Source organism: Cellulomonas fimi (genome assembly GCF_012952065.1).
GTDB lineage: Bacteria > Actinomycetota > Actinomycetes > Actinomycetales > Cellulomonadaceae > Pengzhenrongella > Pengzhenrongella fimi_A.
On the sequence record NZ_JABCJJ010000005.1, the window covers coordinates 131,441 to 148,739 of the forward strand.

Here is a 17,299-nt window from a genome sequence, read left to right on the forward strand (position 1 = left end):
CGCGACGTCACCGGCTCAGGCGCGGAAGGACGTCGCGGGCGAAGGTGTCGATCCACTCGCGCTGGTTGCGCCCCACGTTGTGCAGGTAGATGCGGTCGAAGCCGAGGTCCACGAACTTCTGGATGTAGGCCCGGTGCTCGTCGGGGTCCGCGGAGATGACCATCCGGCCCTCGAAGTCCTCGGGGCGCACGAGCTTGGCCATCTGCTCGAAGTCGAACGGCGAGCGGATGTCGGCCTTCGGGAACTTCATGCCGCCGTTGGGCCACTCGTGCATCGCGTTGGCGAGCGCCTGCTCGTCCGTCTCGGCCCACGAGAGGTGCAGCTGGAGCACCTTCGGCATCGTGGCGGGGTCCTTGCCTGCCTCGCGCGCGCCGTCGTCGAACTTGGCGAACAGGCCCGAGATCTTCTCGAGCGGGGCGCCCACGGTGATCAGCCCGTCCGCGGCCCGGCCGGCGCGCTTGGCCGTCACGGGGCCGGCCGTCGCGACGAGGATCTCGGGCGCGACGTCGGGCATGGTCCACAGGCGCGTCGACTCGAGCGTGAAGAACTGCCCCGAGTGCTTGACGTCCTTGCCCGCGATCGATGCCGCGAACAGCTTCTTGATGAGGTCGATCGCCTCGAACATGCGGTGGATCCGCTCGGGCGCCTCGGGCCAGTACCCGGCCACGACGTGCTCGTTGAGCGCCTCGCCGGAGCCGAGCCCGAGCCAGTGCCGCCCCGGGTACATCGCGGCGAGCGTCGCCGACGCCTGGGCGACCATCGCGGGGTGCCAGCGGAACGTCGGCGCCGTGACGCCCGGGCCGAGGTCGCCGCGCGTCCGCTCGCCGAGCGCGGCGAGCACGTTCCACACGAACGCCGACTGCCCCTGCGCGGGCACCCACGGCTGGAAGTGGTCGGCCGCCATCACGCCGGAGAAGCCGCGCTCCTCGGCGTACGCCGCCAGCTCGAGGACCTCGGTCGGGTGGAACTGCTCGAGCATCGCCGCGTAGCCGATGGTCAGTCCGGTGCCCATGCGCTCCCACCTCGTCGTTCGCCACGGCACGCCGCGCGCCGTGACCCCTGGCCCGACCCTACGCGGGACGGGCCAGGGTTGGGACGTCGCTCGGACGAGACCGGGTGCCGAGCTCCGGCGCCCGGACGCCCACCGTTCCTCGCGTGAACCCTGGTGGACCCTGGGTGCGTGCGCGGGGGCCGCCGTGCGTCTGGGAGAATCGGCCGCTATGAGCGACGACCAGCCGACCACCTCCTCCCCCGCAGCGAGCGACCAGGCCGGGTCAGCCGCCTCGCGGGTTCCCGACAAGGTCTCCCTCGACGGGCTCGAGGACCGCTGGAACGCCGCCTGGACCGCGGACCGGACGTACTCGTTCGACCGGACGGCTTCGCGCGCGCGGGTGTACTCGATCGACACCCCGCCCCCGACCGTCTCGGGCTCGCTGCACGTCGGCCACGTCTTCTCGTTCACGCACACCGACGTCGACGCGCGCTACCGGCGGATGTCCGGCCGCGAGGTGTTCTACCCGATGGGCTGGGACGACAACGGCCTGCCGACCGAGCGCCGGGTGCAGAACTACTTCGGGGTGCGCTGCGACCCGTCGCTCCCCTACGACCCCGACCTCACCCCTCCGCAGGTGGGGGGCGACGGCAAGAGCGGCAAGGCGGCCGACCAGCTCCCCGTCTCGCGCCGGAACTTCATCGAGCTGTGCGAGCGGCTCACGATCGAGGACGAGCGGGAGTTCGAGTCGCTCTTCCGGTACCTCGGCCTCTCGGTCGACTGGGACCACCACTACCAGACCATCTCCGCCGAGTCCCGGGCCGTCGCCCAGCAGGCGTTCCTGCGCAACCTCGCGCGCGGCGAGGCGTACCAGGCCGAGGCGCCGGGCCTGTGGGACGTGACCTTCCAGACCGCAGTCGCGCAGGCCGAGCTCGAGGCGCGTGACTACCCGGGCGCGTTCCACCGCGTGGCCTTCCACCCGGCGTCGGGCACTGCGGGCGGTGACGGTGCGGCGGGCGGGGCGGCTGCGCCCGTGGTCATCGAGACCACGCGGCCCGAGCTCATCCCCGCCGTCGTCGCGCTCGTCGCGCACCCCGACGACGAGCGCTACCAGCATCTGTTCGGGACCACGGTCCGGTCGCCGCTGTTCGGCGTCGAGGTGCCCGTCCTCGCGCACCCGCTCGCCGAGCCCGACAAGGGTGCGGGCATCGCGATGTGCTGCACCTTCGGCGACCTCACCGACGTGCAGTGGTGGCGCGAGCTGCAGCTGCCGACGCGCTCGGTCATCGGCCGCGACGGGCGCCTCGTGCGCGAGACGCCCGCCTGGCTGACGGCCGAGGCAGGCGCCTCGCCGTCGGCCGCGGGGCTCTGGCCCCAGCTCGCCGGCAAGACGACGTTCTCCGCCCGCGCCGCCGTCGTCGACGCCCTGCGTGCGAGCGGGGACCTCGACGGCGAGCCGGTCTCGACGCAGCGCAAGGCGAACTTCTACGAGCGGGGCGACAAGCCGCTCGAGATCGTGACCTCACGGCAGTGGTACATCCGCAACGGCGGGCGCGACGCGGGACTGCGCGACGAGCTGCTCGCCCGTGGCAAGGAGCTGGCCTTCCACCCGGACTTCATGCGGGTCCGGTACGAGAACTGGGTGGGTGGGCTCAACGGTGACTGGCTCATCTCCCGCCAGCGCTTCTTCGGCGTGCCGTTCCCGGTGTGGTACCCGGTCGACGCCGACGGCGAGGTCGACCACGACGCCCCGATCCTCCCCACCGAGGACCAGCTCCCGGTGGACCCCTCGGCGGACGTGCCGCCCGGGTACACGGCCGAGCAGCGCGGCGTCGCGGGCGGCTTCGTGGGCGACCCTGACGTGATGGACACGTGGGCCACGAGCTCGCTGACCCCGCACATCGCGGGCGGCTGGCGCACCGACCCCGACCTCTTCGCGCGGGTGTTCCCGATGGACCTGCGCCCGCAGGGCCACGACATCATCCGCACGTGGCTGTTCTCGACCGTGCTGCGCGCGCACCTCGAGCACGGCTCGCTCCCGTGGGGCAACGCCGCACTGAGCGGGTGGATCCTCGACCCCGACCGCAAGAAGATGTCCAAGTCGAAGGGCAACGTCGTCACCCCGCGGGGCCTGCTCGAGGAGCACGGGACCGACGCCGTGCGCTACTGGGCCGCGTCCGCGCGCCTGGGGACCGACGCGGCCTTCGAGGTCGGCCAGATGAAGATCGGCCGGCGGCTCGCGATCAAGGTCCTCAACGCGAGCAAGTTCGCGCTGTCGTTCGGTGGCGACGACGGCCTGGCGATCGACCCGGCACTCGTGACCGAGCCGCTCGACCGTGCGATGCTCGCGGGTCTGGCGGACGTCGTCGAGCGGTCGACCGCGGCGTTCGAGTCGTACGAGACGCCGCGCGCGCTCGAGGCCACCGAGACCTTCTTCTGGTCGTTCTGCGACGACTACCTCGAGCTGGTCAAGGACCGCGCCTACGGCGCCGGTGCGGTCGAGCTCTCCGCGGCGACGGCCTCGGCGCGCGCGGCGCTCGGCCTCGCGCTCGAGACGCTCCTGCGCCTGTTCGCCCCGGTGCTGCCGTTCGCGACCGAGGAGGTGTGGTCGTGGTGGAAGGAGGGCTCGGTCCATCGTGCGCCGTGGCCGACCTCCGACGGGCTGCGGGCCGCGGCCGGCGACGCCGACCCCGGGCTGCTCGCGGCCGCCGGCGCTGCGCTGGCCGCACTGCGGAAGGTGAAGTCGGAGGCCAAGGTCTCGATGCGCACGGAGATCTCGCGCGCCGAGCTCGTGGTCCCGGCGGACGCGGTCGCGGCCGTCACGAGCGCGGAGAGCGACGTGCGTGCGGCGGGCCGGGTCACCGGAGAGCTGTCGCTGGTCGCGGCGCCCGAGGGCGCCGAGACGATCGAGGTCCGGCTCGCGGACCTCGTGCCCGCGGAGCCGAAGGCGCCGGAGGGTCCGGCGGCCGGCTGACCTCCCCTGCCCACGCGATCCCTCGCCGCACGCCCTCAGAACCCGCTGACGTCCGAGCGTTGACGTCCGAGCGCTGACCTCCGACCGGAGGTCAGCGCTCGGACGTCGCGTGGTGGAGCGACGGTTCGGGTGGTCAGACGACGTCGCGGACCCGGCCCCGGTCGGCCGACTGGGAGAGCACGGCCTCGCTCGGGGTCGCCGAGTCGTGCCAGCGCAGCACAGCCCCGACCCCGTCGATCAGGTCGACGCTGCCGTCGACCGCGAACGTGAGCCCGGCGTCCTGCCCGAGCGCCGCCCGGACGAGACCGATGTCAGCGCGCAGCTCGCGCGCGCCGTCGTCGACGCCCATCGCCGCGAGGTCCGAACGGCTCCCGGCGATCTGGAGCGGGTCCGGGCCGACCCAGACCGTGCGCTCGGCGAGCGGCGACGTGGGGGTCGCGACCGACTCGAGCAGCACGAGCTCCGCGACCTGGCCGCGTCCCAGCACCGCGATCACGTCGTCGAGCTGGGTCACGGCCGCCTCACCGCGACCCTGCTCGAGCCGGAACCGGTCGAGCACCTCCTCGCGGCGGCGGGCCCGGTAGGCGTCCAGGGTGGCGCGAACGCGCTCGTCGAACGAGTCCTGCTTCACCCCGTCGGCGCGCGAGCCGCCCGGCACCTCGACCACCAGCTCCTTCGCCTTGTGCCCGAGCGCCTGGTGGAGCAGCGGCACCGCGCGCACGTCACCGGTGAGGATGATCAGCTCGGGCGTCCGCTCGCGGATCTGGCGGTCGATGTCGGCGGCGACCGTCTCGGCGTTGCGCTCCCACGAGTCCTCGGCACGCATCTGGCTGCGCCGGTGGTGCCAGCCGTCGCCCGTGCGGACCTTGCGGATCTCGTCGTGGTCGCCCTCGACCACCTCGTGCAATCCGCCGGCGAGCCGACCCGAGTCGTCGCTCCAGTACAGGTCGGCGCCGACCCGGTCGACGACGACCAGGAGGTGGTCGACCGTCTCGTCCGCGGCGCGTGCCGCGGGCAGGAGCGCGGGGACCGGGCCGTGCACGCCCATGTCCTGCGCCGGCGGTTCGGCGAGCACCCGGTCGACGCGGACGCCCTCGGCATCCGCGATGAGGACCCGTCCGTGCGGCGCGGCCACGCGGGTCGGGCGGTCGATCCGGTCACCGAGCTCGTCGAGCAGGCGCGACGGTGCGCCCTGCCGTTCCAGCTCCCGGCGCAGCCCCTTCCAGCGGTCCTGCACCTCCGTGGCACCCGCTGGGTCGGCCCGTGTCGCATCGAGGTAGACGGTGGTGAACGGGCCGGTTCGTCCGAGAAGTGGCTTGAGCCAGTCGAGCTTCATGGGCAACGCCTCCGGGTCGACGGGTGATCCGGCCCACGCCACGGGCGGGGCCGGGTGTGACCTGTCCACAGTGCTCCACCCGGGGTGCGGGTGCCACCCCTGGTCCGGTCTCCGGACCCGATCCCGCCCCGATGGAGGCGACTTGCGTCGGTTGTCCGGGCCGGCGCCCGGCCGCTGGGGCGACGAGTGGCGCTCTCCGCCCGGGCCGCACGTGCCGTCAGGACCGCGCGCTCGCGATCTCCTCGTGGTGCCGGATGACCTCCTCGACGATGAACCCGAGGAACTTCTCCGCGAAGACCGGGTCGAGCCCGGCGTCGTGCGCCAGGGTCCGCAGCCGCTCGATCTGCTGCGCCTCACGGGCCGGGTCGGACGGCGGAAGCCCCTGCGACGCCTTGAGGTGCCCGACGCGCTGGGTGCACTTGAACCGCTCGGCGAGCAGGTGCACGAGCGCGGCGTCGATGTTGTCGATGCTCTGACGCAGCGAGGCGAGCTCCGGTGGGATCCCCGGTCCGACGGCGGTCACGCGGTCAGGCGCTCTTCTCGCGTGGCCGCTTCGTCGGGGCCGGCGTCTCGCGCGGCACCAGGGTCGGGTTGACGTTCTCGAGCACGACCTCGCGCGTGATGAGCACCCGGGCGACGTCGTCGCGGCTCGGGACCTCGAACATCACCTGCTGGAGGACCTCCTCCATGATGGCCCGCAGACCGCGTGCGCCCGTGCCGCGGAGCAGCGCCTGGTCCGCGATCGCGTCGACGGCGTCCTGGTTGAACTCGAGCTCGACGCCGTCGATCTGGAACATCCGCTGGTACTGCTTGACGAGGGCGTTCCGCGGCTCCGTGAGGATCCGCACCAGGGCCTCGCGGTCGAGCGGCGACACCGTCGTGATGACCGGCACGCGGCCGATGAACTCCGGGATCAGCCCGAACTTGAGCAGGTCCTCGGGCATGACCTCACCGAAGACGTCGGTATCGTCCGCGGAGTGCAGCGGCGCGCCGAACCCGATCCCGCGACGACCGGCGCGCGACGTGATGATCTCGTCCAGCCCGGCGAAGGCACCGGCCACGATGAACAGCACGTTCGTCGTGTCGATCTGGATGAACTCCTGGTGCGGGTGCTTGCGACCGCCCTGCGGGGGCACCGACGCCGTCGTGCCCTCGAGGATCTTGAGCAGCGCCTGCTGCACGCCCTCGCCGGAGACGTCCCGCGTGATCGACGGGTTCTCGCTCTTGCGGGCGATCTTGTCGACCTCGTCGATGTAGATGATCCCCGTCTCGGCCTTCTTCACGTCGTAGTCCGCGGCCTGGATGAGCTTGAGGAGGATGTTCTCGACGTCCTCGCCGACGTAGCCGGCCTCGGTGAGCGCCGTCGCGTCCGCGATGGCGAACGGGACGTTCAGCATCTTGGCGAGGGTCTGCGCCAGGTACGTCTTGCCGCAGCCGGTCGGGCCGATCAGCAGGATGTTCGACTTCGCGATCTCGACGGCGTCGCTGTCCGCTCCGGCGCGGGTGGACTCACCGGCCTGGATCCGCTTGTAGTGGTTGTAGACGGCGACCGCGAGCGACCTTTTCGCCGGCTCCTGCCCGATGACGTACTGCTCGAGGAAGTCGAAGATCTCCTTCGGCTTCGGCAGCTCGACCAACCCGACCTCGGAGGTCTCGGCCAGCTCCTCCTCGATGATCTCGTTGCAGAGGTCGATGCACTCGTCGCAGATGTAGACGCCCGGGCCGGCGATCAGCTTCTTGACCTGCTTCTGGGACTTGCCGCAGAACGAGCACTTCAGGAGGTCGGCGCCGTCCCCGATGCGAGCCACTGCCGTCCCCTTCCTTCGGTTCGTCCGCCCTGCCGGGGACGAGATACCTCGTGCGAGCGGCCCGCCCGCAGGCGGACGCGCTCTTCCCATTGCACACCACCCGCGGTCCGGTGTCAGCATCAACACCCGGGTGGCGGGCACCGAGTATGCCTGGGTGCCCGTCATGTCCCGCGGGGCGCCACCCCCGGCGTGCGCGGTCGCGGCCCCGGTCGCCTGATCAGACGGGTGCGGTCACGACCTTGCGGCTCGCGAGCACCTGGTCGACCAAGCCGTACTCCATCGCCTCGGCGGCCGTGAGGATCTTGTCCCGCTCGATGTCCTGGCGGACCTGCTCGACCGTCCGGCCGGAGTGCTGGGCCAGGGTCTCCTCGAGCCACTCGCGCATACGGATCAGCTCGTTGGCGTGGATCTCGATGTCGGAGGCCTGGGCGTAGCCGCCGCCCTCCATCGCAGGCTGGTGGATCAGCACACGGGCGTTCGGAAGCGCGAGCCGCTTGCCGGGCGTCCCGGCGCCGAGCAGCACGGCGGCGGCCGAGGCGGCCTGCCCGAGGCACACGGTCTGGATCTGCGGCTTGATGTACTGCATCGTGTCGTAGATCGCCGTCATGGCCGTGAACGAGCCGCCCGGCGAGTTGATGTACAGGATGATGTCGCGGTCCGGGTCGGTGCTCTCGAGCACCAGGAGCTGGGCCATCACGTCGTCCGCCGACGCGTCGTCGACCTGGACGCCCAGGAAGATGATCCGGTCCTCGAAGAGCTTGGTGTACGGGTCCTGGCGCTTGAAGCCGTACGCCGTGCGCTCCTCGAACTGGGGCAGGACGTACCGGTTCGCGGGCGCACCGTAGGGCAGCGCGCGGCCGCCGGCGAGGCGGGCGGCGCTGGAGAGGTACTGCGACTCGATGCTCACGGGATCTCCTCGTTCTTGTGCAAAGGGCTGGCGCGGTGCGGTGCCGGCGGCGTCAGGAGCCGGTCGTGCCGCCGCCACCCGTGACCGAGCCGGCGTGCGCGACGACGTGGTCGACGAACCCGTACTCGAGGGCCTCGGGCGCGGTGAACCAGCGGTCCCGGTCCGAGTCGGTGTGGATCTGCTCGACGCTCTTGCCGGTCTGCTCGGCGATGAGCTCCGCGAGGACCGTCTTCATGTGCAGGATCAGCTGGGCGTTGATCCGGACGTCCGTGGCCGTGCCGCCGATACCGCCCGAGGGCTGGTGCATCATCACGCGGGCGTGAGGGGTGGCGTACCGCTTGCCCTTGGTGCCCGAGGAGAGCAGGAACTGCCCCATCGAGGCCGCCATGCCCATCGCGACCGTCGCGACGTCGGGCTTGATGAACTTCATGGTGTCGTAGATCGCCATGCCGGCCGTGATCGAGCCGCCGGGCGAGTTGATGTACAGGAAGATGTCCTTGTCCGGGTCCTCCGCCGCGAGGAGCAGCATCTGGGCGCAGATCGCGTTCGCGTTCTCGTCGCGGACCTCCGACCCGAGCCAGATGATTCGCTCCTTGAGGAGCCGGTTGTAGATGTGGTCGCTGAGTCCCAGGCCCGGACCGTCGGCCCGCGCGATCATCGGCATCTGCTCGTTCACCAAGGCTCCCTCGTTCTGACTGCGTGCGCCGGTCCCGTCGTCGCGCGACCAGGACCTCGCGTGTCCAGTGACCCTAACGCGACGCCGTCAGCGAGAAGGTCCCGCGTCGGGGCCTTTTCGCTGACGGCGCAGCGGGTCGCGGGGCGTGCCGCCCGCTCGGGTCAGACCTTGTCCGTGCCCTCGTCGGCGGGCTCCGCGGCGGGCTCGCCGGCGGCGGGCGCAGCCTCGTCTGCCGACGAAGCCTCGTCGGCCCCCTGCGCACCCTCGTCGTCGAAGACGACGTCCGAGGTGTCCACGGCCGCGTCGTCGGCGTCCGAGCCGATGTACTCGCTGAGGTCGACGGCGTCGCCCGCGCCGTCGGTGACCGCCACGCGCCGCAGCGCGACGGCGATCGCCTTGGAACGGGCCACCTCGGCGACCATCGCGGGCACCTGGCCCTGCTCGTCGACCGTCTTGATGAAGGTGTTCGGGTCCATGCCGTACTGGCGCGACGCGCTCACGAGGTACTCGAGCAGCTCGTTCTGGTTCACCTTGACGTCGAGCTGCTCGGCGAGCGTGTCGAGGAGGATCTGGTTCTTGAGCGCGGTGGCGGCCTGCTCGGTGACCTCGGCGCGGTGCTCGTCGTCCTCCAGCCGGCCCTCGGACTCCAGGTGCCGGTGCACCTCGGCCTCGACGACCCCGGCCGGGACCGGGACGTCGACCCGCGCGAGCAGCTGCTCGACGAGGAGGTCGCGCGCCTGGACCGCCCGGTTCGAGCCCTTCGCGCCGGCCGCCTGCTCGCGCAGGTCCGCGGTGAGCTCGTCGAGCGTGTCGAACTCGCTCGCGAGCTGCGCGAAGTCGTCGTCGGCGGCAGGCAGGTCACGCTGCTTGACGGTCGTCGCCGTCACGGTGATGTCGGCCTGCTCGCCCTCGCGCTCGCCGCCGGCCAGCGGCGCCGTGAACGTCGTCGTCTCGCCCGCCGAGAGCCCCGTGAGCGCCTCGTCGAGCCCCTCGAGCATGTTGCCCGAGCCGATCTGGTAGCTGATGCCGCTGACGCTGTCGACCTGCTCGCCGTCGACCTTGGCCTCGAGGTCGAGCACGACGAAGTCGCCCTCGCCCGCGGGACGGTCGACCCCGACCAGCGTGCCGAAGCGCTCGCGCAGGGCGTCGAGGCGGCCGGCCACGTCGTCGTCGGACACCTCGAGGTCGTCCACCGTGACGGTCAGCGAGTCGAGCGCGGGCAGCGTGAGCTCGGGCCGGACCTCGACCTGCGCGACGAAGTGCAGCTCGGTCGCCGTGTCGGCCAGGTCGGGGACCTGCGTGACCTCGATCTCGGGCTGGCCGAGCGGGCGCAGGTTGTTCTCGCGGACCGCGGCGCTGTAGAAGGACGACATGCCGTCGTTGATCGCGTGCTCCAGCACGGCGCCCCGACCCACCCGCTGGTCGATGATGCGCGGCGGCACCTTGCCCTTGCGGAACCCGGGGACGGTGACCTGCGCCGCGATGTGCGCGTAGGCGTGGTCGATGCTCGGCTTGAGCTCGTCGTACGGCACCTCGACGGTCAGCTTGACCTTGGTGGCGTCCACGGTCTCGACAGCGCTCTTCACTTCGATGGTCTCCAACTGCTCGGGTGGGCTCGGCCGGGGGTGCCGGCCGGAGTGCTCGTGGTCTGTCGTGGTGCAGCTGCGACGGAGACGGCGCGGTGAGTGCCCGTCCCCCCGGTCCGCAGCGGCGCGAACGGGCATGGGCGACCGTGCGCGCGACCCGTCGATGGTACGCCAAACGCGTCGGGTACCGAGGGCCGGCCTGTCGGGCGTCGACGGCGAGCGAGTCGGGATGGCGGGATTCGAACCCACGACCTTCCGCTCCCAAAGCGGACGCGCTACCAACCTGCGCCACATCCCGTGACGACCGCGAGTCTAGTGCGCGGACAGACGGCGACCGTTGCACACGTTCCCAGCCGGCTCCCCTACCCTCACTCCAGCACCGGGCTCGCGAGCCGTCGTCGGCGGCGGGAACGGGGCCATCTCCTCGAGCGTTCGAGTTCATGCTGCATCCTCGCCCCACGGCCCCCCCCTGAAGGAGCACCCCGACCGTGAGCACCAACCGCAAGGCCGAGCAGGCGCAACGTCAGGCCCGGATCGCCGCGATCAAGGCTGAGCAGCAGAAGGCCGAGCGCAAGCGCAACGTGATCGTCGGTTCGGTGGCGGGCGCGCTCGTCCTTGGCCTCGTGGGCACCACGGCCTTCGTGGTCGTCAACGAGGGGCGCAAGAACGCGGCAGAGGAGGCCGAGCTCGCCGCGCGTGCCGAGCAGCCGATCGAGGGCCTGGAGACGTTCGAGGGCCTCACGCAGAACCACGTCACCGGGCCGGTCGACTACGCGCAGGACCCGCCCGTCGGCGGCGACCACGCGTCGGTGTGGCAGAACTGCGGCTTCTATGCCGAGCCTGTGGCCGACGAGAACGCGGTGCACTCGCTCGAGCACGGAGCAGGCTGGATCACGCACGACCCCGCGCTGCCCGAGTCGGAGGTCGCGCTCCTGCGGGCCTACGCGGACGACAACAACTTCGTCCTGGTGAGCCCGCGGGACGGCCTCCCGTCGCCGATCGTCGCGAGCACCTGGGGTCTGCAGCTCCAGCTCGACAAGGCGGATGACGACCGCCTGGCCGTGTTCCTCCAGGCGAACGTCCGCGGGCCGGGGACCCCGGAGCCGGGCGCGGTCTGCACGGGCGGGGTCGGTACACCGGGGTGAAACCTTGTGCACGTGAGCAGCCCGCACACCTCCAGGTCCCGCAGCACGACGTCCCCGCTCCCGCCCGCCGGGCGTCGGGCGAGCCGTCACCGCGGGTCGACGCCGGGACGACGGTCCGGATGTTCGCGATCGTCGTCCCGCGTTCGGCGTGGCTCCCGCGGTCGGCTAGCCTGGTCGCCGGTCCGGCCGGAGCCGGGCGCGCGGGTGTAGCTCAATGGTAGAGCCCCAGTCTTCCAAACTGGCTACGCGAGTTCGATTCTCGTCACCCGCTCCTGGTGAGAGTGCTTCGCGTCAGAAGGGCATCTTCGCGTTCCGGCTGGGACCGGCTCGGCGACGTGACGACCTCCGTGCGGCAGGTGGGCCGACACAGGCGCGTTGCGGCCCGCCGCGCCCACGGGCTACGGTCGCTTCGACCCAGCACTGACGCCCAGGAAGGACGCGCGATGGCCCGCCGGCCCCGCCCCACGTGCGCGCCCCTCGGCCGGGCCGCCCGCTGTCACTGTCCCTAGAGCGCTGGTCCCTCATGCCCGCGCGCCGCCCGCGCGTGCGCGACCCCCGACCACCGCTCGTCCTCCTGGACACGTACCCAGGTTCGCCGCTGCCGCCGGAACACCCGCGGCCACGAACCGGTTCACCCAGCAGAAGCCCCCCGCACGCTTCCCGCACGCTTCCCGCACGCTCCGGCCGCACCGCGGCCCCGACCGATGAGGACCCATGGCACGCATCTACGACGACGTCACGCAGCTGATCGGCAACACTCCCCTGGTCCGGCTCAACCGGCTTACCGAGGGGATCGACGCGACGGTCGTCGCGAAGCTCGAGTTCTACAACCCGGCGAGCTCGGTCAAGGACCGGATCGGCGTCGCGATCATCGACGCGGCGGAGAAGGCGGGTGACCTCAAGCCGGGCGGCACGGTCGTCGAGGCGACGAGCGGCAACACCGGCATCGCCCTCGCGATGGTCGGCGCGGCGCGCGGTTACGACGTGGTGCTGACGATGCCCGAGACCATGTCCCGCGAGCGCCGGGCCCTGCTGCGCGCGTTCGGCGCCGAGCTCGTGCTGACCCCGGGCTCCGGCGGCATGAAGGGCGCGGTCGACAAGGCCAACGAGATCGCCACCGAGCGCCCCGGCGCCATCCTCGCGCGCCAGTTCGCCAACGAGGCGAATCCGGAGATCCACCGCCGGACCACGGCCGAGGAGATCTGGGCGGACACCGACGGGGCCGTCGACATCGTCGTCGCGGGCATCGGGACCGGCGGCACGATCACCGGCGTCGGGCAGGTCCTCAAGGAGCGCAAGCCGGGCGTGCAGATCATCGGAGTCGAGCCGGCGGAGTCGCCGATCCTCAACGGCGGCGCCCCGGGCCCGCACAAGATCCAGGGCCTCGGCGCCAACTTCGTCCCCGAGATCCTCGACCGCGAGATCTACGACGAGATCATCGACGTCGACGCCGAGACCTCGGTCGCCGTCGCGCGCGAGGCCGCCGAGCGCGAGGGCCTGCTGGTCGGCATCTCCTCGGGTGCGGCCATCCACGCCGCGCTGCAGGTCGCGAAGCGCCCCGAGAACGCCGGGAAGCTGATCGTGACGGTCGTCCCGTCCTTCGGCGAGCGCTACCTGACCTCGATCCTGTACTCGGACCTCCTCGACTGATGTCCCGGCTCAGGCGGTTCCTCACGGTGCTCCGGGAGGACCTCGAGGTGGCCCGTCGTCGCGACCCCGCGGCGCGGACCTACGCCGAGGTCGCCCTGGCGTACTCCGGGGTGCACGCCATCTGGGCCTACCGGGTCGCGCACCGCATGTGGCGCGAGCCGGGCCTGCGCCTGCCCGCCCGCCTGCTCTCGCAGGCGGCGCGGGCGGCGACGGGCGTCGAGATCCACCCGGGCGCCACCCTCGGGCGCCGGCTGTTCATCGACCACGGGATGGGGGTCGTGATCGGGGAGACCGCGGAGGTCGGCGACGACGTCACGCTCTTCCACGGTGCGACGCTCGGCGGCAAGGCGATGCACCACGGCAAGCGCCACCCCACCCTCGGCGACGGCGTCGTGGTGGGCGCGGGCGCGAAGGTGCTGGGCCCGGTGTGGATCGGCGACGGCGTCCAGATCGGCGCCAACGCCGTGGTCATCACCGACGTCCCGGCGGGCGCGGTCGCGGTGGGCGTGCCCGCCAAGATCCGGGTCCGGCCGCAGACTCCGCTGACGCCGGCCCAGGTCGACGACCCCGCGATCTACATCTGAGGGTAGAACGCCGGGTACCGGGTACCCGCGCGTCGGGCCCCGCGGACGGCGCCCCGGTGCGAGGATGCGATCCCGTCCTCGCGATCGAAGGAGCACCGATGCGCCTCGGCTACCACACCGGGTACTGGTCGGCCGGCCCGCCCCGCGGAGCCCTGGAGGCGGTGCTCGAGGCCGAGCGGCTCGGGTTCGACTCGGTGTGGACGGCCGAGGCGTACGGCTCCGACGCGCTGACCCCGCTCGCGTGGTGGGGGGCGCGGACGTCGACGATCCGGCTCGGCACCGCGATCGCGCAGCTCTCCGCGCGCACCCCGACCGCCGCCGCGATGGCCGCGCTCACCCTCGACCACCTCTCGGGCGGGCGCTTCACGCTCGGGCTGGGCGCGTCGGGACCCCAGGTCGTCGAGGGCTGGTACGGGCAGCCGTACACCCGGCCGCTCGCGCGCACGCGTGAGTACGTCGCCATCGTGCGCGAGGTGCTCGCCCGCGAGGCCCCCGTGACGTTCGACGGCGCGTTCTACCCCCTGCCCCTCCGTGAGGGCGGGACGGGCCTCGGCAAGCCGCTGCGCTCGACGGTCCACCCCCTGCGCGCCGACCTGCCGATCCACCTCGCCGCCGAGGGCCCCAAGAACGTCGCCCTGGCCGCCGAGATCGCCGACGGCTGGCTACCGCTCTTCTACTCCCCACGCATGGACGCCACGTACCGCGAGCTCCTCGCCGACGGGTTCGCGCGCCGCGCGCCGTCGCACCCCGGCCGGGGCCCGCGACCGGTCGAGGAGTTCGAGGTCAGCGCGACAGTGCCCGTCGTCGTGCACGACGACGCCGAGCGGGCCGCCGACGCCGTGCGCCCCTTCATCGCGCTGTACGCGGGCGGGATGGGCGCCAAGGGCGCCAACTTCCACCGCGACGTCCTCGCGCGGCTCGGCTATGGCGACGCGTGCGACGAGATCCAGTCGCTCTACCTCGCCGGCCGGCGCGAGGAGGCAGCGGCCGCGGTCCCGCTCGAGCTGGTCCAGGACATCGCCCTGGTGGGGCCGCCGGACGCGATCCGGTCCGGCCTCGCGGCCTGGCGGCAGACGGCGGTGACGACGCTCCTCGTCCAGGCCGACCCGGCCTCGCTCGCGCTCCTCGCCGAGACCCTGGACGGCGGCCCGGCACCCGCCTCCTGAGGCAGCCTGCTCGACCGATCCGCGACATCGCCGGGCATACCGCGCAGCCCGTCCGAATAGTGGACGCTGTTTTTGAGACGCTCGTTGCTCGGCCGCGCGACGAACGCTAGTGTCGCCAGCGATCCCACAAAGTGATCGCTGACGTCTCATCGTTTGAGATTTGCCTCCGATCGCGTCCCGGACGAGAGGAGGCAGCGCCATGACCGGTCACCCGACCGCACGTCAGGCCGTGCAGATGCAGTCCTCCTCGCGCTGTCCCGACAGCTGTTGTCGCACGTGCAGCTCCCTGCGCATGCGCGCTGTCTCCTGACGGGTCCCCGCACCGCGCGGTGACCCGGCCCGCCGACGGCAGCCGGCGCACCTCCCCCGTCCTCAGCACCCCGGTCGGCCCTCGACCACCGCGTCCGCGTGCTCGCGCCAGCGACGCCGCGGCGGTGCCTCGCGGCCTGAGCCCAGAAGAGACGTCATGGCCCTCACCACGTTCGCCAGCCCGGCACCCGCCGGCGTGCGCTCGCCCCAGCCGGTCCGGCTCCGCGACGTCCGACGCGCGTTCGCGACGCCGACCGGTCCGCGCGCCGTCCTCGCCGAGGTCGACCTGACCCTGGCCGCGGGCGAGATCGTCGCGCTGATCGGGCCGTCGGGGTGCGGCAAGTCGACCCTGCTCCGGCAGATCAGCGGCCTCGACGCCCCTGACGCCGGCGAGATCCTCATCGACGGCACGGCGACCCGCGGCATCGACCACCGCTGCGCGGTCGCGTTCCAGGAGCCGCGCCTGCTCCCCTGGCGGACGCTCTCGGAGAACGTGAGCCTGGGCCTGCCGCGCGGGACGGCCAAGGACACCGGCGCCGGTCGCGTCGCCGAGCTGCTGGAGCTCGTGGGTCTCGGCCCGTCGGCGGACCTGCGGCCCCGCCAGGTGTCGGGCGGCATGGCGCAGCGCGCCTCCCTCGCCCGCGCCCTGGCCCGGAACCCGGGCGTGCTGCTCCTCGACGAGCCGTTCGGGGCGCTCGACGCCCTCACCCGCCTGAAGATGCAGGACCTGCTGCTCGACGTCCACGCGGCCGAGCCGACCACGATCGTCCTCGTCACCCACGACGTCGAGGAGGCCCTGTACCTCGCCGATCGCGTGGTGCTGCTGGGAGCCCCCGAGGGCCCGGGGGCCGGCTCCGTCAAGAAGATCATCACCGTCCCGGGTGCCCGCCCGCGCGACCGCGCCTCGGCCCCGCTGGCCGAGCTGCGCGTCGAGCTGCTCGAGGGGCTCGGCGTCGACACGCACCACGCGGCGCAGCACCCCACCACGCAGCACCCCACCACGAACCCCGGCGACCGCCCGGTCGACCCGGCCACCCGCACGACGCCCACCACGGAGACCCCCCGATGAGAGCACGCACCGCACTGTCCGTCACCGCGACGACCCTGGCCGCCGCCCTGATGCTCAGCGGCTGCGTGGCCGGCGAGGGCTCGGCCTCGGCCGACGACGCCCCCGCGGGGGGTGCCACCACCGCCGGCGAGTGGAGCGCCGACGTCCTCAACGTCGACTTCGCGACCTACAACCCGTTGAGCCTCGTGATCAAGGAGCAGGGCTGGCTCGAGGAGACGCTCGGCGACGACGTCACGGTCAACTGGATCCAGTCGGCCGGCTCGAACAAGGCGAACGAGCTGCTGCGCGCCGGTGCCGTCGACGTCGGCTCGACGGCGGGCTCCGCCGCGCTGCTCGCCAAGGCGAACGGGTCCCCGATCACCACGATCGACATCTACTCGCAGCCCGAGTGGTCGGCGATCGTCGTCCCGGCCGACTCCGACATCACCGACGTCTCGCAGCTCGCGGGCAAGTCGATCGCGGCCACCAAGGGCACGGACCCCTACTTCTTCCTGCTTCAGACGCTCGAGGAGGCCGGGGTCCCGCTCGACCAGGTCGAGGTCCAGAACCTGCAGCACGCGGACGGCCGGACGGCGCTCGAGAGCGGGTCCGTCGACGCGTGGTCGGGGCTCGACCCGATGATGGCGGCCACCGAGGCCGCCGCCGGGTCGAAGCTCATCTACCGCAACATCGACTTCAACACGTACGGCTTCCTCAACGCGACCGACTCGTTCCTCGAGAAGAGCCCCGACCTCGCGCAGCTCGTCGTGGACGCGTACGAGAAGGCGCGCGCCTGGGCCCAGGAGAACCCCGACGAGACGGTGGCGATCCTCGCCGAGGTCGCCGGGATCGAGCCGGCGATCGCCGAGAAGGTCCTGCTCGAGCGCACCAACCTCGCGGTCGACCCCGCGCCGGGCGAGAAGCAGCGCAAGGTCCTCGAGATCGTCGGTCCGATCTTCGTCGAGTCCGGTGACGTCGCGAGCCAGGCCGCCATCGACACCGCACTCGAGACGCTGCTCGACCCGAGCTTCGTCAACGCGGCCGACCCGTCGGCTGTCACGGGCGACTAGTCGCCCCGCGCAGGACCGAGCACCCACCCGCAGCCGCAGGAAGGAACCG

The 17,299-nt window shown here is 72.3% G+C and carries 14 protein-coding genes and 2 tRNA genes; 8 read left to right on the forward strand and 8 right to left on the reverse strand.

The window, feature by feature from the left end; genetic code table 11:
• Positions 1 to 7: 7 nt before the first annotated feature.
• The gene (locus HIR71_RS05180) at positions 8 to 1,012 is read right to left on the reverse strand and encodes a TIGR03557 family F420-dependent LLM class oxidoreductase (RefSeq protein ID WP_169323991.1); all 1,005 of its coding nucleotides are present in this window, start codon (positions 1,010 to 1,012) and stop codon (positions 8 to 10) included.
• Between the two features lie 208 nt (positions 1,013 to 1,220).
• Here HIR71_RS05180 and valS point away from each other — a divergent pair, with 208 nt between their 5' ends.
• Positions 1,221 to 3,965, forward strand: a complete 2,745-nt coding sequence (gene valS / locus HIR71_RS05185; RefSeq protein ID WP_169323992.1) for a valine--tRNA ligase — start codon at positions 1,221 to 1,223, stop codon at positions 3,963 to 3,965.
• A 133-nt stretch (positions 3,966 to 4,098) separates the two neighbouring features.
• Here the strand turns inward: valS and HIR71_RS05190 are convergent, their stop codons facing one another.
• The 7 genes from HIR71_RS05190 to HIR71_RS05220 all read right to left on the reverse strand — a co-directional run bounded on the left by HIR71_RS05190 (position 4,099) and on the right by HIR71_RS05220 (position 10,576).
• On the reverse strand, positions 4,099 to 5,301 hold the full coding sequence (locus tag HIR71_RS05190) for a baeRF2 domain-containing protein (protein WP_169323993.1): 1,203 nt from the start codon (positions 5,299 to 5,301) through the stop codon (positions 4,099 to 4,101).
• A 217-nt stretch (positions 5,302 to 5,518) separates the two neighbouring features.
• Positions 5,519 to 5,824: a chorismate mutase gene (locus HIR71_RS05195; protein ID WP_169323994.1), complete on the reverse strand. Its 306-nt coding sequence runs from the start codon at positions 5,822 to 5,824 to the stop codon at positions 5,519 to 5,521.
• A 4-nt stretch (positions 5,825 to 5,828) separates the two neighbouring features.
• Positions 5,829 to 7,109 (reverse strand): ATP-dependent Clp protease ATP-binding subunit ClpX, encoded by a 1,281-nt coding sequence (gene clpX / locus HIR71_RS05200; protein WP_169323995.1) that lies wholly within the window; start codon positions 7,107 to 7,109, stop codon positions 5,829 to 5,831.
• A gap of 217 nt (positions 7,110 to 7,326) precedes the next feature.
• Positions 7,327 to 8,016, reverse strand: coding sequence for an ATP-dependent Clp protease proteolytic subunit (locus HIR71_RS05205; protein WP_169323996.1), 690 nt, complete (start codon positions 8,014 to 8,016; stop codon positions 7,327 to 7,329).
• Between the two features lie 52 nt (positions 8,017 to 8,068).
• The gene (locus HIR71_RS05210; protein WP_311836099.1) at positions 8,069 to 8,692 is read right to left on the reverse strand and encodes an ATP-dependent Clp protease proteolytic subunit; all 624 of its coding nucleotides are present in this window, start codon (positions 8,690 to 8,692) and stop codon (positions 8,069 to 8,071) included.
• 161 nt (positions 8,693 to 8,853) lie between these two features.
• Positions 8,854 to 10,278 carry a trigger factor gene (tig, locus tag HIR71_RS05215; RefSeq protein ID WP_169323997.1) on the reverse strand — a complete coding sequence of 475 codons (1,425 nt, stop codon included), beginning with the start codon at positions 10,276 to 10,278 and terminating at the stop codon, positions 8,854 to 8,856.
• 224 nt (positions 10,279 to 10,502) lie between these two features.
• Positions 10,503 to 10,576, reverse strand: a tRNA-Pro gene (locus HIR71_RS05220).
• A gap of 190 nt (positions 10,577 to 10,766) precedes the next feature.
• Here HIR71_RS05220 and HIR71_RS17365 point away from each other — a divergent pair.
• The 7 genes from HIR71_RS17365 to HIR71_RS05255 all read left to right on the forward strand — a co-directional run bounded on the left by HIR71_RS17365 (position 10,767) and on the right by HIR71_RS05255 (position 17,250).
• Positions 10,767 to 11,423: a DUF3105 domain-containing protein gene (locus HIR71_RS17365; protein WP_169323998.1), complete on the forward strand. Its 657-nt coding sequence runs from the start codon at positions 10,767 to 10,769 to the stop codon at positions 11,421 to 11,423.
• A 200-nt stretch (positions 11,424 to 11,623) separates the two neighbouring features.
• Positions 11,624 to 11,694, forward strand: a tRNA-Gly gene (locus tag HIR71_RS05230).
• 443 nt (positions 11,695 to 12,137) lie between these two features.
• Positions 12,138 to 13,073 carry a cysteine synthase A gene (gene cysK, locus HIR71_RS05235; RefSeq protein WP_169323999.1) on the forward strand — a complete coding sequence of 312 codons (936 nt, stop codon included), beginning with the start codon at positions 12,138 to 12,140 and terminating at the stop codon, positions 13,071 to 13,073.
• The gene (gene epsC / locus HIR71_RS05240) at positions 13,073 to 13,657 is read left to right on the forward strand and encodes a serine O-acetyltransferase EpsC (protein WP_169324000.1); all 585 of its coding nucleotides are present in this window, start codon (positions 13,073 to 13,075) and stop codon (positions 13,655 to 13,657) included. Before cysK ends, epsC begins: the two co-directional genes overlap by 1 nt.
• 98 nt (positions 13,658 to 13,755) lie before the next feature.
• Positions 13,756 to 14,823, forward strand: a complete 1,068-nt coding sequence (locus HIR71_RS05245; protein WP_169324001.1) for an LLM class F420-dependent oxidoreductase — start codon at positions 13,756 to 13,758, stop codon at positions 14,821 to 14,823.
• A gap of 466 nt (positions 14,824 to 15,289) precedes the next feature.
• The gene (locus tag HIR71_RS05250) at positions 15,290 to 16,201 is read left to right on the forward strand and encodes an ABC transporter ATP-binding protein (RefSeq protein ID WP_169324002.1); all 912 of its coding nucleotides are present in this window, start codon (positions 15,290 to 15,292) and stop codon (positions 16,199 to 16,201) included.
• Positions 16,198 to 17,250, forward strand: coding sequence for an aliphatic sulfonate ABC transporter substrate-binding protein (locus HIR71_RS05255; protein ID WP_169324003.1), 1,053 nt, complete (start codon positions 16,198 to 16,200; stop codon positions 17,248 to 17,250). The genes HIR71_RS05250 and HIR71_RS05255 overlap by 4 nt, the downstream gene beginning before the upstream one ends.
• The last annotated feature ends 49 nt before the right edge of the window (positions 17,251 to 17,299 follow it).